Origin of the sequence: Streptomyces sp. NPDC005808, assembly GCF_042871385.1 — a bacterium.
Taxonomy (GTDB): domain Bacteria; phylum Actinomycetota; class Actinomycetes; order Streptomycetales; family Streptomycetaceae; genus Streptomyces.
The window spans coordinates 68,648-82,959 of sequence record NZ_JBIAIK010000020.1; the positions used below are offsets into that span (position 1 = coordinate 68,648).

A 14,312-nucleotide genomic window follows, 5' to 3' on the forward strand; every position below is an offset into this window, starting at 1 on the left:
CGTATCCTGGGTCGGCGTTCATTCCTCGTACGGGTGCCGGTGCGTGAGCCGCACGCGTACGAGAGCCCGTTCCGAGCCGGTGTACGCACCGGCGTGAAAGAGGTCGCCCGTTGAGCCAGCCCACTCCGCAGCCGGTGCCGAGCAGGCAACCGTCGCCCGAGCAGCCCGAGCAGCCCGAGCAGCCCGAGCAGCCCGAGCAGCCCGAGCAGCCCGTGGACGAGCGACCGTCGGACGAGCAGCCCGCGGCCGGAAGGGCCGGCTCGCCGCAGATCCCCGTCATCGTCCTCGCCGGGTTCCTCGGCTCCGGCAAGACCACCCTGCTCAACCATCTGCTGCACCGCGGCGGAGGCAGCCGGATCGGGGCCGTCGTCAATGACTTCGGCTCGATCGAGATCGATGCGATGGCGGTGGCCGGGGCACTGGGGGACTCGACCGTCTCCTTGGGGAACGGGTGCCTGTGCTGTGCCGTTGACGGGAGTGAGCTGGATGTCTATCTGGGGCGGCTTGCTCAGCCCTCGGCCCGTATCGACGTCATCGTCATCGAGGCGAGTGGGCTCGCCGAGCCTCAGGAGCTCGTGCGGATGGTGCTTGCGAGTGAGCATCCGCGGATCGTCTACGGCGGGCTCGTCGAGGTCGTCGACGCCGTCGAGTTCGACGGCACGCGTGAGAAACATCCCGAGATCGACCGGCACCTCGGCCTCGCGGATCTCGTCGTCGTCAACAAGATCGACCGGGCGGCGGAGGGCGAGGGTGAGCGGGTGCTCCGTGTCGTTCGTGAACTCGCCGGGCCTGCCGCCGTCGTACCCGCCAGCTACGGGCGGATCGATCCCGAGTTCCTCTTCGACTGCCGTCCGACCGAGGAACGCATCGGGCAACTGTCCTTCGACGATCTCCACGAGCAGGTGGGGGACGAAGGACATGAAGGGCAGGACCACACCGGTCACCTCCACTCCGCCTACGACTCCCTCTCCTTCACCTCCGAAGTCCCGCTCAGCCCGCGGCGGTTGATGGAGTTCCTCGACAGCAGGCCCGAAGGGCTCTACCGCATCAAGGGGTACGTCGATTTCGGCGTCCACGACCGCGGCAACCGCTACGCCGTGCACGCCGTCGGACGGTTCCTGCGGTTCTACCCCGAACCCTGGCCCCCTGCCGGCGAGCGACTCAGCCAACTCGTCCTCATCGGCTCGGGCATCGACACGGCTGCCCTGGCGAAGGAGTTGGAGGCGTGCAAAGAGGACGCCCCACACGCCGATGAACACAGCATGTGGGGCGTCCTTCGCTACGTACAGGACACCCGCGTACAGGACGACGGGCCCGAAGGCCTCGAAGAGGCCTTCTGACCTACACCGGGCCCGCCACCACTCCCACCGTCTTGGCGAGCGACACACCCGAGCCGTCACGGCGCGGGTCCATCTCCGGCAACTCGGCCGGTGTGCCGTTCTTCTGCGAGGCCCGCGCCGGTGCCGGGCCCGCCCAGGCCAGCGAGAGGCAGTCCTCGCCCTTCAGGAACCGCTGGCAGCGCACGCCGCCCGTGGCGCGGCCCTTGCGCGGGTACTGGTCGAAGGGGGTCAGCTTGGCCGTCGTCTGGACGGAGTCGTCCAGGGTGCCGCGCGAGCCGGCGACCGTGAAGACCACCGCGTCCACCGCCGGGTCGACCACCGTGAAAGAGATCACCTTCGCGCCGTCGACGAGCTTGATGCCCGCCATACCGCCTGCCGCCCGTCCTTGCGGGCGGACCTGGGAGGCCTGGTAGCGCAGCAACTGGGCGTCGTCCGTGATGAAGACCAGGTCCTCCTCGCCGGTGCGCAGCTCGGCCGCGCCGACGATCCGGTCGCCGTCCTTGAGCGTGATGACCTCCAACTCGTCCTTGTTCGAGGGGTAGTCGGGGACCACGCGCTTCACAACGCCCTGCTCAGTGCCGATCGCCAGCCCCGGCGAGGACTCGTCGAGCGTCGTCAGGCAGATCACCGTCTCGTCCGCCTCCAGGGAGGACAGGAACTCGGAGATCGGAGCGCCTCCGGAGAGGTTGGGCGCCGATGCCGTGTCCGGCAGCCGAGGGAGGTCGATCACGTTCAGCCGCAGCAGACGGCCGGAGGAGATGACCGCGCCGATCTCGCCGCGGGCCGTGGCGGGCACCGCGGAGACGATCAGGTCGTGCTTGGTGCGCTTGTCCTCCTCGGCCTCTCCGAAGGGTTCGCCATTGGCCGTACGGGCGAGCAGGCCCGTGGAGGACAGCAGGACCCGGCACGGGTCGTCCGCCACCTGGAGCGGGACCGTGGCGGCGGTGGCGCCGGCGGACTCCAGCAGCACCGTGCGCCGGTCGGTGCCGAACTTCTTGGCCACCGCGGCCAGTTCGGTGGAGACCAGCTTGCGCAGCTCGGCGTCCGAATCCAGGATGCCGGTCAGCTCGTCGATCTCGCCGTTGAGCCGGTCGCGCTCCGACTCAAGCTCGATGCGGTCGAACCGGGTCAGCCGGCGCAGCGGCGTGTCCAGGATGTACTGCGTCTGGATCTCGCTGAGCGAGAAGCGCTCGATCAAACGCTCCTTCGCCTGCGCCGAGTTGTCGCTGGAGCGGATGAGGCGGATGACCTCGTCGATGTCGATCAGGGCGACGAGGAGGCCCTCGACCAGGTGCAGTCGGTCGCGCTTCTTGGTGCGGCGGAACTCGCTGCGCCGACGCACGACGTCGAAGCGGTGGTCGAGGTAGACCTCGAGGAGCTCCTTGAGACCCAGGGTGAGGGGCTGACCGTCCACCAGCGCCACGTTGTTGATACCGAAGGACTCCTCCATCGGCGTCAGCTTGTAGAGCTGCTCCAGGACCGCCTCCGGCACGAAGCCGTTCTTGACCTCGATGACCAGACGCAGACCGTGCATGCGGTCCGTGAGGTCCTTCACATCGGCGATGCCCTGCAGCTTCTTCGCGCCGACCAGGTCCTTGATCTTGGCGATCACCTTCTCCGGGCCGACGGTGAAGGGCAGTTCGGTGACGACGAGGCCCTTGCGCCGGGCCGTCACGTCCTCCACCGACACCGTGGCACGGATCTTGAAGGTGCCGCGGCCGTTCTCGTAGGCGTCCCTGATCCCGGAGAGGCCGACGATCCGGCCGCCGGTGGGCAGGTCTGGGCCCGGCACGTACTTCATCAGCGTGTCCAGGTCGGCGCCCGGGTGTCGGATCAGGTGACGGGCGGCCGCGATGACCTCGCCGAGGTTGTGCGGCGCCATGTTCGTGGCCATGCCGACGGCGATTCCCGACGCGCCGTTGACCAGGAGGTTCGGGTACGCCGCCGGGAGGACGCCCGGTTCCTGCTCCTGGCCGTCGTAGTTCGGCGAGAAGTCGACCGTGTCCTCTTCGATGGACTCGGTCATGAGTGACGTGGCGTCCGCCATCCGGCACTCGGTGTAACGCATGGCGGCCGGCGGGTCGTCGTTGCCGAGCGAACCGAAGTTGCCGTGGCCGTCGACCAGCGGCAGGCGCATCGAGAAGGGCTGGGCCAGGCGCACCAGAGCGTCGTAGATCGACGCGTCGCCGTGCGGGTGGAGCTTACCCATGACTTCGCCGACGACGCGGGCGCACTTCACATAGCCGCGGTCGGGGCGCAGGCCCATCTCGTTCATCTGGTAGACGATGCGTCGGTGCACCGGCTTGAGGCCGTCGCGGGCGTCCGGCAGGGCTCGGGAATAGATGACCGAGTACGCGTACTCGAGGAAGGAGCCCTGCATCTCGTCGACGACGTCGATGTCGAGGATGCGCTCCTCGAAGTCGTCGGGCGGTGGCGGGGTCTTCGTGCTGCGGCGGGCCATCGCTGCTGCGGCTCCTTCACAGTCTCTGCCGGGGCATGAACGGGTTCTGACGCGCACCATTGTGGACCGCCCCACTGACAACGCGGACCACGACCCGTCTGTTGAGGGCCTTTGCGGGCCGTTCAGAGAGGCCTGCGCCGCGTCCGGATCGGGTTCCTGGCGGTGCTGGGGCGGTACGCGTTCACCGCTCTTCTCCTGCGGGACTCAACGCTGTCCTCATGCGAGACGCACCGCTCTTCTCCTACGGGAGCCACCGCTGTCCCCCTACGAGATCCGTACGCCGATTCTCGCTCTCGGCGTACGAGGTGCGGGAACTTCGCCAGCTGTCCGCACGCTTGCATACAGTGGCAGGACCGACAGGAAATCCGTAGTTTTCCGCGATCGAAGGGACGTACATGCCCATGGGTCACACGGCCACAGCTGAGGCAGGCTCCGGCGGGCTGACAGCGACCGAGCACCGCCTGGCCAACGGCCTGCGCGTGGTGCTCTCCGAGGACCACCTGACCCCGGTCGCCGCGGTGTGCCTCTGGTACGACGTCGGCTCACGCCACGAGGTCAAGGGGCGTACCGGCCTCGCCCACCTCTTCGAGCACCTGATGTTCCAGGGCTCGGGCCAGGTGAAGGGCAACGGCCACTTCGAGCTGGTCCAGGGAGCCGGTGGTTCGCTGAACGGCACCACCAGCTTCGAGCGCACCAACTACTTCGAGACCATGCCCACGCACCAGCTGGAGCTCGCCCTCTGGCTGGAGGCCGACCGCATGGGCTCGCTGCTCGCCGCGCTCGACGAGGAGTCCATGGAGAACCAGCGGGACGTCGTCAAGAACGAGCGGCGCCAGCGCTACGACAACGTCCCCTACGGGACCGCGTTCGAGAAGCTGACCGCGCTCGCCTATCCCGAGGGTCACCCGTACCACCACACGCCGATCGGGTCGATGGCCGACCTGGACGCGGCCACCCTGGAGGACGCCCGCGCGTTCTTCCGCACCTACTACGCGCCCAACAACGCGGTGCTGTCGGTCGTCGGGGACATCGACCCCCAGGAGACCCTCGCCTGGATCGAGAAGTACTTCGGCTCGATCGCCGGGCACGACGGCAAGCCCGCACCGCGTGACGGCGCGCTGCCCGACACCATCGGCGAGGAACTGCGCGAGGTCCTCGAGGAGGAGGTCCCCTCACGCGCGTTGATGGCCGCCTACCGGCTCCCGGAGGACGGCACGCGCGCGAGTGACGCCGCCGACCTGGCGCTCACGGTCCTCGGCGGCGGCGAGTCGTCCCGGCTCTACAACCGGCTCGTACGCCGCGACCGCAGCGCCGTCGCGGCCGGGTTCGGCCTGCTGCGGCTCGCCGGAGCCCCCTCCCTGGGATGGCTCGACGTGAAGACGTCCGGCGATGTGGAGATCCCCGTCATCGAGGCCGCCGTGGACGAGGAGCTCGCCCGGTTCGCCGAGGAGGGGCCCACGGCCGAGGAAATGGAGCGCGCCCAGGCCCAGTTGGAGCGCGAGTGGCTGGACCGGCTCGGCACGGTCGCCGGCCGCGCCGACGAACTGTGCCGGTACGCCGTCCTGTTCGGCGACCCGCAGCTCGCCCTGACCGCCGTACAGCGCGTCCTCGACATCACCGCCGAGGAGGTCCAGGAGGTCGCCAAGTCCCGCCTGCGCCCCGACAACCGCGCGGTGCTCGTCTACGAACCGATCGCCGCTGAAGACGCCGAAGACGCCGAAGACGCCGAAGCCGCTGAAGACACCGACGAGGAGGCGGCGAAGTGACCGAGCTCGCCACCATGGAGTTCCACCCCCAGCCGCAGGCCGGCGAGGCCAGGCCGTGGGCCTTTCCCGCACCCGACCGGGGCACTCTGGGCAACGGCCTGACTCTGCTGCGCTGCCACCGCCCCGGCCAGCAGGTAGTCGCCGTGGAGGTGCTGCTCGCCGCGCCGCTGGACGCCGAGCCCGCGGGCCTCGACGGTATCGCCACGATCATGGCGCGGGCCTTCTCCGAAGGCACCGACAAGCTCTCCGCCGAGGAGTTCGCCGCCGAACTGGAGCGCTGCGGCGCCACGCTCGACGCGTACGCCGACCACCCCGGCGTACGCCTGTCGCTCGAAGTCCCCGTATCGCGCCTCCCCAAGGCCCTCGATCTGCTCGCCGACGCCCTGAGGGCACCGGCGTTCGCGGACAGCGAGGTCGAGCGGCTGGTGCGCAACCGGCTGGACGAGATCCCGCACGAGACCGCCAACCCGGCCCGCCGCGCCGCGAAGGAGCTCTCCAAGGAGCTGTTCCCGGCCACATCGCGCATGTCGCGCCCGAGGCAGGGCACCGAGGAGACGGTCACGGGAATCGACTCGGTGGCCGTACGCGCCTTCTACGAGAAGCACGTACGCCCCGCCACGGCCACCGCGGTGATCGTCGGCGACCTCACCGGAGTCGACCTCGACGCGCTGCTCGCCGACACGCTCGGCGCGTGGACCGGCTCGTCCGCCGATCCGCTCCCGGTGCCGCCTGTGACTGCCGACGACACCGGCCGGGTCGTCATCGTGGACCGCCCGGGCGCCGTCCAGACGCAGTTGCTCATCGGCCGTGTCGGCGCCGACCGGCACGACCGCGTGTGGCCCGCCCAGGTGCTCGGCACGTACTGCCTCGGCGGCACCCTCACCTCGCGCCTGGACCGCGTCCTGCGCGAGGAAAAGGGTTACACCTACGGTGTGCGGGCGTTCGGCCAGGTGCTGCGCTCAGCGCCGGACGGTACGGGCATCGCGATGCTCGCCATCAGCGGCTCCGTGGACACCCCGAACACCGGCCCGGCGCTCGACGACCTCTGGAAGGTGCTGCGGACCCTGGCCGCAGAGGGCCTGACGGACGCCGAGCGCGATGTCGCCGTACAGAACCTGGTGGGGGTGGCGCCCCTCAAGTTCGAGACGGCGGCGGCCGTCGCGGGCACGCTGGCCGACCAGGTCGAGCAGCACCTGCCGGACGACTACCAGGCGACGTTGTACCGGCAGCTCGCCGCGACCGGCACGGTGGAGGCCACCGCGGCCGCCGTGAGCGCCTTCCCGGTGGACCGTCTGGTGACCGTCCTGGTGGGCGACGCCGCGCAGATCGAGGAGCCCGTCAAGGCTCTCGGAATCGGTGAAGTGAGCGTCGTTCCGGCGGAGTAGGACAGCAGCTCCTCATGGGGGCCCAGGAGACCATCGAGTCTCCTGGGCCCCCATTTGTCCGTATTGATAGGGAGGTTGCCTGTCTGCCCTGTGGCATGCGCTACAAAAGGCGTGATCCGTTTGTTGATTGAAAGATGTCCCGTTTAGCGTCGGTCCGGCTGTTCGTCAGTCAGTGCGCCGCACCCGCGGCACCGGACAGCCATCGCTTAGTCCCCGTACGGCGCGAGCCAGGGGAGCCGGGGACCCACACGCAGTCCCTGGGGTGAATCGGACGCCCTCTCCGGAGGCTGTCCGTAGGAGACCTTCCTGCTCCGAACCCGTCAGCTAACCCGGTAGGCGAGAGGGAAGGAAAGGATCAGCCCCTACATGGCGTTCACCTGTGGCACAGGCAGGCATCGTCGCCCGAGCCGCGTGAAGCGCACGACCACGAACGCCATCGGCGTCGCGGCGCTCACCACGACCGGTGTCCTCGGCACCCTCGCTGCCCCGGCACTCGCCGCGGACAACTCCGTCGAGCAGACAGGCCTGACCCAGGCCGTCGAGATCGGCGACACGATCGCCGACCAGATCGACGCGCAGGCCGCCGCCCAGCAGCAGGCCGCCGACGAGGCCGCCGCACAGAAGAAGGCCGTGGCGGCCGCCAAGAAGAAGGCCGCCGCGAAGGCCAAGGAGGAGCGCGAGGCCAAGGAGCGCGCCGCCCGTGCGGCCGAGCGCAAGCGACTCAACACCTTCGTCGTGCCGATCACCGGCTCGTACATCTCCACCGGCTACCAGACCGGCGGCAGCCTCTGGTCGTCCGGCAGCCACACCGGCGTCGACTTCCACGCCGCGTCCGGGACCTCGGTCCACGCGGTCGGCTCCGGAACGGTCGTCACGGCCGGCTGGGGCGGCGCCTACGGCAACCAGATCGTCCTCAAGATGAACGACGGCACCTACACGATGTACGGCCACCTGTCGTCCATCGGTGTCTCCGTGGGCCAGACGGTCACCCCGGGGCAGCAGATAGGCCTCTCCGGGGCCACCGGCAACACCACCGGGCCGCACCTCCACTTCGAGGCCCGCACAACAGCCGAGTACGGCTCGGACATCGACCCCGTCGCCTACCTTCGCTCGCACGGTGTGAACGTCTGACCTCTCGCCCACGTACTTCACAAGGTCTCGGCTCGACGGAGCCGGGGCCTTGTCGTTTCGAACCGTTTCGGAAGACCGGCTGTCCAAAAAATATCCATGGATTCCGGTCCCCCGTCGGAAATTCCGAGTCTCTGCAATAGAGTCACTGAACAAGCGCCAATCGACGGCGTTTCACGGGGATTAAAGCGGAGGTCCGGTATGCGTGTTCCTGCGCACTCGGTATGCACAGCGATCCGCGACGACATCGTCGCGGGTGTCTACGAACGTGGCAGCCGGCTCACCGAGGAACTGCTGGCGCGCCGCTACGGCGTCTCGCGCGTCCCCGTCCGCGAGGCTCTGCGCACGCTGGAGGCCGAGGGCTTCGTGGTCACCCGGCGGCACGCGGGCGCGTGTGTCGCGGAGCCGACCGAGCAGGAGGCCGCGGACCTCCTGGAGATGCGCATGCTGCTGGAGCCGCTGGGCGCCGCACGGGCCGCGCAACGCCGTACCGAGGCGCACCTCAAGGTGCTCCGAGGCCTGGTCAGGCTCGGTCAGGAGCGGGCACGGAGGGGCAACAGCGAGGATCTGCGCTCGCTGGGCGGCTGGTTCCACGAGACCCTCGCGCAGGCCTCCGGCAGCCCCGCGCTGACCTCCACGCTGGCCCAGCTGCGGCACAAGATCGCCTGGATGTACACGGTCGAGGCGCCGGCCAACCCGGCGGAGTCCTGGGCGGAGCACGGCGGGATCGTGGACGCCGTCGCGCGCGGAGACAGCGAGCGGGCGCGGGCGGTCACCGCCCTGCACACCGAACGAGCGACGGCCGCACACCGCCTCCGCTTTCCCGGCGGAGCCGATCGCCCGGACCGCGTGAGGACTTCGCAACATCCCGTAAACATGACAGGCCTGCGGCATTAACAAGAGCGCCGTATACAAAGAGAAGTAATTCGCGGGAGATTATTCATGCTGCCCGCACAATGGAAATGCGAAGGGCCCACCCGATAATTCGGGCGGGCCCTTGCGGGTGTTTTGGAGTGATGAAAAGCGCCATCGAGCGCCACTCACCCTCAGACGGTCTCGGGAAGCTCCTCGAGTCCCTCGGAGACCAGCTTGGCCAGACGGTCGAGCGCGGCGTCCGCGCCCTCGGCGTCGGAGGCGAGCACGATCTCCTCGCCCCCCTGGGCGCCCAGGCCGAGGACCGCGAGCATGGAGGCCGCGTTGGCCGGGTTCCCGTCCGCCTTGGCGATCGTCACGGGGACGCCGGAGGCCGTGACGGCCCGGACGAAGATGGAGGCGGGGCGGGCGTGGAGGCCCTCGGCCCAGCCGACGTTGACGTGGCGCTCAGCCATGTGATGCTGCCCTTCAGGTGGCTCAGGTTGTCTAGACCAGTGTTCCATATGGTGAAGCATGCCGGGAGCGGGTCAGAGGGTGACAAACCCTTGCTCCCGTCCCGGATCCGGCGCCGGATCCCGGCCTGGATCCGGCTTCGGTTCCCCCAAGACTGCCTCGCGCCGTTGTCGTACGCGAGCCGTACTCTGGGGCGCATGCAGACCTCGTCGGACCGGCACGAGTACCCCTCCCACTGGGAGGCGGACGTGGTGCTGCGCGACGGCGGGACCGCACGGATCCGACCCATCACCGTCGACGACGCCGAGCGCCTGGTCAGCTTCTACGAGCAGGTCTCCGACGAGTCGAAGTACTACCGCTTCTTCGCGCCGTATCCGCGTCTGTCCGCAAAGGACGTCCGCCGCTTCACCCACCACGACTTCGTGGACCGGGTAGGACTCGCGGCCACGGTGGGCGGCGATTTCATCGCCACCGTCCGCTACGACCGGATCAACGCCGACGGCCGGCCGGCCTCCGCTCCCGCCGACGAGGCCGAGGTCGCCTTCCTCGTCCAGGACGCCCACCAGGGACGCGGCGTCGCCTCCGCCCTCCTCGAACACATTGCCGCCGTGGCCCGCGAGCGGGGCATCCGGCGGTTCGCCGCGGAGGTGCTCCCGGCCAACAACAAGATGATCAAAGTGTTCACGGACGCCGGGTACCAGCAGAAGCGGCACTTCGAGGACGGCGTCGTACGCCTGGAGTTCGACCTCGAACCCACCGACCGGTCGCTCGCCGTGCAGCGCGCGCGGGAGCAGCGCGCCGAGGCCAGGTCCGTGCACCGGCTGCTCGCGCCCGGCTCGGTCGCCGTCATCGGCGCCGGCCGCATGCCCGGCGGCGTGGGCCGCAGCGTCCTGACCAACCTCCGCGCCGCGGGCTTCACAGGACGGCTGTACGCCGTGAACAGGGCAGTGGAGGAAGGCGAGATCGACGGCGTGCCCGCGTACGGCTCCATCGTCGACATCGCCGAGCCCGTCGACCTCGCGGTCGTCGCCGTGCCCGCGCCCTACGTCCCCGAGGTCGTCGCGGAGTGCGGTGAGCGCGGCGTGCAGGGGCTCGTGGTCGTGTCCGGGGGATACGCCGAGAGCGGCCCCGAAGGGCGCGAACGCCAGCGCGAACTCGTCCGCCAGGCCCGCACGTACGGCATGCGCATCATCGGCCCGAACGCCTTCGGGGTCATCAACACATCCCCCGAGGTGCGGCTCAACGCCTCGCTCGCGCCGGAGATGCCGCGGCCCGGACGGATCGGCCTGTTCGCCCAGTCGGGAGCGATCGGGATCGCCCTGCTGTCCCGGCTGCACCGGCGCGGTGGCGGCGTCACCGGCACCACCGGCGTGTCGACCTTCGTCTCGTCCGGCAACCGTGCGGACGTGTCCGGCAATGACGTCCTCCAGTACTGGTACGACGATCCGGACACCGACGTCGCCCTGATGTATCTCGAATCCATCGGCAACCCGCGCAAGTTCACCCGGCTCGCCCGGCGGACCGCGGCGGCGAAACCGCTGGTCGTGGTGCAGGGTGCCCGGCATTCCACCGCACCGCCGGGGCATGCCGTACGGGCCACACAGCTGCCGCACGCCACCGTCTCCGCGCTGCTGGGGCAGGCCGGGGTGATCCTGGTGGACACGATCACCGAGCTGGTCGACGCAGGGCTCCTGCTGGCACGCCAGCCGCTCCCCACCGGGCCCCGGGTAGCGATCCTCGGGAACTCGGAGTCGCTGGGGCTGCTCACCTACGACGCCTGCCTGGCCGAAGGGCTTCAGCCCGCGCCGCCGTTGGACCTCACGACGGCGGCGTCGGCGGACGACTTCCGTCGGGCGCTGTCGAAGGCGCTTGCCGATGACGGGTGCGACGCCGTCGTGGTGACCGCCATCCCGGCGGTGGGGGAGCCCTCCGCTCAGGGCGCAGCGCTGGCCGAGGCCCTGCGCGCCGCCTCGGCCTCTGCTCCGGCCAAGCCGGTGCTCGTGGTGCACGTCGAGCTCGGCGGGCTCGCCGAGGCCCTGTCCGCCGCCGCCGGCACCGCACCCCAAGCAGCCCCGACCGCTCCCGGTGGAATCGACGACCCCGCGGAACACCTGCCCACCGAGGCGGAAGCGACCGACGAAGCTCGCCTCATCCCCGCCTACCCGGCCGCCGAGCGTGCCGTCCGGGCCCTGGCCGAAGCCGTGAAATACGCCCAGTGGCGGCAGGACGCCGCCGAACCCGGCAGGGTTCCGGAATACGAGGACATCGACGAGAAGGGCGCCGCCCAGCAGATCGACGCCCTCCTCACGCGCGAGGGGGACGGCGAGGGGCTGACCCTCGGCGCCGAGGAGAGCCGCGAGCTGCTCGGGCGGTACGGCATAGACGTACACCCGGCCCTGCCCGCCCCGACGCCGGACGACGCGGCGCGCGCCGCGAGTGACCTCGGCTACCCGGTGGTGCTCAAGACCACCGCCCCGCATCTGCGGCACCGCGCCGACCTGGGCGGCGTGCGGCTCGACCTGGCGGACGAGGAGCAACTGCGGCGGGCGTACGCGGAGTTGACCGAGCTCTTCGGGAAGCCGGCGGAGCTGCGCCCGGTCGTGCAGGCCATGGCACCGCGCGGGGTCGACACGGTCGTACGGGCCGTCATCGACCCGGCGGCCGGAGCGGTGCTCTCGTTCGGGCTCTCCGGAGCCGCCTCCGAACTGCTCGGGGACACCGCGCACCGGCTGATTCCCGTCACCGACCGGGACGCGAGCTCGCTGGTCAGATCGATCCGGACGGCACCGCTCCTCTTCGGCTGGCGCGGCTCGGCCCCGGTCGACACGGCGGCCCTCGAAGAGCTGATGCTGCGCGTCTCCCGGCTGGTCGACGATCACCCGGAGGTCGTCGCTGTGTCCCTGGAGCCCGTGGTGGTCGCCCCGCACGGCCTGAGCGCGCTCGGCGCCACCGTTCGGCTGCACCGCGCTCCCGTCCGCGACGACCTCGGCCCGCGGACGCTCCCCGTCTACTGATCTCCTGCACTGATCTCCTTCGCGGGGCCGTCGAACATCGATCTCCGCCGGGCGGTCCCCGCGAGCGGTGCCTCGCAGTCAGTGGGCGCCCGTAAGATGGACATCATGGCCAAGACCAGTACGACGACCCAGGGGCTGCGAGCGGCGATCGAGCGCAGTGGCTACTACCCGGCCCTCGTGGCCGAGGCGGTGGAGGCCGCGATCGGCGGCGACACCATCCGGTCGTACCTGGTTCATCAGGAGACGACGTTCGACGCCAACGAAGTGCGTCGGCACGTCACGGTGCTCGTCCTCACGGGCAACCGTTTCATCGTGAGCCACACCGACGAGCAGGCCGAGGACACCACCTCACCGACGCCGTACGCCACCACGTCGACGGAGTCCGTGAAGCTCGGCCGTATCTCCTCGGTCGTCGTCAGCCGAGTCGTCGCCAACCCCGAGTCGTACGCACCGGGCACGCTGCCCCGCGAGGTCGTCCTGACCATCGGCTGGGGCGCGGTCTCCCGTATCGACCTGGAGCCCGCCGCCTGCGGCGACCCCAACTGCGAGGCGGACCACGGCTACACGGGCAACTCGACGGCGGACGACCTGAGCCTGCGCGTCAGCGAGGCCGGGGACGGCCCGGAGACGGTGCGCCAGGCCCTCGTCTTCGCGCAGGCCCTCTCCGAGGCGACCGCGGACATCACGCGCTGATGGTCCTGCCCGCCTGGGACCACCCGGAACCCCTCGCCCTCGACACCGCACCCGTCCCGGAGTACGGCGCCGGCTCACTCGCCGACCTGCTGCCCACGCTCGCCGCGGGCATGGCCGTGCCCGGCATGACCGCCGCCATACCGGAACTGACCGGAGCCGACCGGAACTGCGTCTTCCTGATCGACGGCCTCGGCTGGGAGCAGCTGAAGGCGCACCCGGACGAGGCCCCCTTCATGACGTCACTCCTGGCGTCCTCACGAGGAGGCACCGGCCGCCCGATCACCGCGGGCTATCCGGCCACCACCGCGACCTCACTCGCCTCCGTCGGCACCGGCCTGCCGCCCGGCGCACACGGCCTGCCCGGCTACACCGCGCGCAACCCGAAGACCGGCGAGCTGATGAACCAGTTGCGCTGGCAGCCGTGGACGGACCCGCGCGCCTGGCAGCCGTACCCCACGGTCTTCCAGCTGGCCGACGCGGCCGGCGTGCACACCGCCCAGGTCTCCTCGCCCGCCTTCCAGAACACCCCGCTGACGAAGATCGCACTCAGCGGCGGAACGTTCCACGGGCGGCTGACCGGCGAAGAGCGCATGGACCTCGCCGCCGCACAACTCGCCGCGGGCGACCGCTCCCTGGTCTACACGTACTACGCCGAGGTGGACGGCAAGGGCCACGGCTTCGGCATCGACTCGGACCCCTGGCGCGGCCAGCTGATGTACGTCGACCGTCTGGTCCAGCGCCTCGCGGAGCAACTGCCGCCGCGTGCGGCCCTGTACGTCACCGCCGACCACGGCATGATCGACATCCCCTTCGACGAGCAGCACCGCATCGACTTCGACGAGGACTGGGAGCTGCGCGCCGGAGTCGCCCTCCTCGGTGGCGAGGGCCGCGCCCGGCATGTCTACGCCGTTCAGGGCGCCGAGTCGGACGTCCTGACCTGCTGGCGCGAGGTGCTCGGCGAGCAGTTCTGGGTGGCCTCGCGGGACGAGGCGATCGCGGCGGGCTGGTTCGGCCCGCGGATCGACGAGCGGGTGTACGCCCGGATCGGCGACGTAGTCGCCGCGGCCCGGGACGATGTCCTGATCACCGCGTCCGAGCGGGAGCCGAAGGAGTCGGTGATGGTCGGCAACCACGGCTCGATGACCCCGGCGGAGCAGCACGTACCGCTCCTGCAAGTACGCTCCTGACCCGCTCCTCCT

Annotated in this window: 10 protein-coding genes and 1 riboswitch; of the genes, 8 read left to right on the forward strand and 2 right to left on the reverse strand. The window is 70.2% G+C overall.

From position 1 onward, the window contains the following. Positions 1-212 precede the first annotated feature (212 nt). Positions 213-1,340 (forward strand): CobW family GTP-binding protein, encoded by a 1,128-nt coding sequence (locus tag ACFYPC_RS32835; protein WP_391890395.1) that lies wholly within the window; start codon positions 213-215, stop codon positions 1,338-1,340. Between the two features lies 1 nt (position 1,341). Here ACFYPC_RS32835 and ACFYPC_RS32840 read toward each other — a convergent pair whose 3' ends face one another. After that, positions 1,342-3,801, reverse strand: a complete 2,460-nt coding sequence (locus ACFYPC_RS32840; RefSeq protein ID WP_391890237.1) for a DNA topoisomerase (ATP-hydrolyzing) subunit A — start codon at positions 3,799-3,801, stop codon at positions 1,342-1,344. 401 nt (positions 3,802-4,202) lie between these two features. Here ACFYPC_RS32840 and ACFYPC_RS32845 point away from each other — a divergent pair, with 401 nt between their 5' ends. The 4 genes from ACFYPC_RS32845 to ACFYPC_RS32860 all read left to right on the forward strand — a co-directional run bounded on the left by ACFYPC_RS32845 (position 4,203) and on the right by ACFYPC_RS32860 (position 8,977). Then, positions 4,203-5,567, forward strand: a complete 1,365-nt coding sequence (locus tag ACFYPC_RS32845) for a M16 family metallopeptidase (RefSeq protein WP_391890398.1) — start codon at positions 4,203-4,205, stop codon at positions 5,565-5,567. Beyond that, positions 5,564-6,952, forward strand: a complete 1,389-nt coding sequence (locus ACFYPC_RS32850) for a M16 family metallopeptidase (protein ID WP_391890239.1) — start codon at positions 5,564-5,566, stop codon at positions 6,950-6,952. The genes ACFYPC_RS32845 and ACFYPC_RS32850 overlap by 4 nt, the downstream gene beginning before the upstream one ends. A gap of 193 nt (positions 6,953-7,145) precedes the next feature. Continuing rightward, a riboswitch (cyclic di-AMP (ydaO/yuaA leader) is annotated at positions 7,146-7,306 on the forward strand. 12 nt (positions 7,307-7,318) lie between these two features. Continuing rightward, positions 7,319-8,083, forward strand: coding sequence for a M23 family metallopeptidase (locus tag ACFYPC_RS32855; RefSeq protein ID WP_391890242.1), 765 nt, complete (start codon positions 7,319-7,321; stop codon positions 8,081-8,083). Between the two features lie 198 nt (positions 8,084-8,281). Further along, on the forward strand, positions 8,282-8,977 hold the full coding sequence (locus tag ACFYPC_RS32860) for a GntR family transcriptional regulator (RefSeq protein WP_391890245.1): 696 nt from the start codon (positions 8,282-8,284) through the stop codon (positions 8,975-8,977). A 149-nt stretch (positions 8,978-9,126) separates the two neighbouring features. Here ACFYPC_RS32860 and ACFYPC_RS32865 read toward each other — a convergent pair whose 3' ends face one another. Then, a complete protein-coding gene (locus ACFYPC_RS32865) occupies positions 9,127-9,408 on the reverse strand; it encodes an HPr family phosphocarrier protein (protein WP_391890248.1) in 282 nt (93 codons plus the stop codon). A gap of 195 nt (positions 9,409-9,603) precedes the next feature. On the opposite strand from ACFYPC_RS32865, the gene ACFYPC_RS32870 reads away from it, so the two are divergent. The 3 genes from ACFYPC_RS32870 to ACFYPC_RS32880 all read left to right on the forward strand — a co-directional run bounded on the left by ACFYPC_RS32870 (position 9,604) and on the right by ACFYPC_RS32880 (position 14,300). After that, positions 9,604-12,420 carry a GNAT family N-acetyltransferase gene (locus ACFYPC_RS32870; protein ID WP_391890251.1) on the forward strand — a complete coding sequence of 939 codons (2,817 nt, stop codon included), beginning with the start codon at positions 9,604-9,606 and terminating at the stop codon, positions 12,418-12,420. A gap of 96 nt (positions 12,421-12,516) precedes the next feature. Then, positions 12,517-13,113: a DUF5998 family protein gene (locus ACFYPC_RS32875; protein ID WP_391890401.1), complete on the forward strand. Its 597-nt coding sequence runs from the start codon at positions 12,517-12,519 to the stop codon at positions 13,111-13,113. After that, positions 13,113-14,300, forward strand: coding sequence for an alkaline phosphatase family protein (locus ACFYPC_RS32880; RefSeq protein ID WP_391890254.1), 1,188 nt, complete (start codon positions 13,113-13,115; stop codon positions 14,298-14,300). Before ACFYPC_RS32875 ends, ACFYPC_RS32880 begins: the two co-directional genes overlap by 1 nt. Positions 14,301-14,312: the final 12 nt, after the last annotated feature.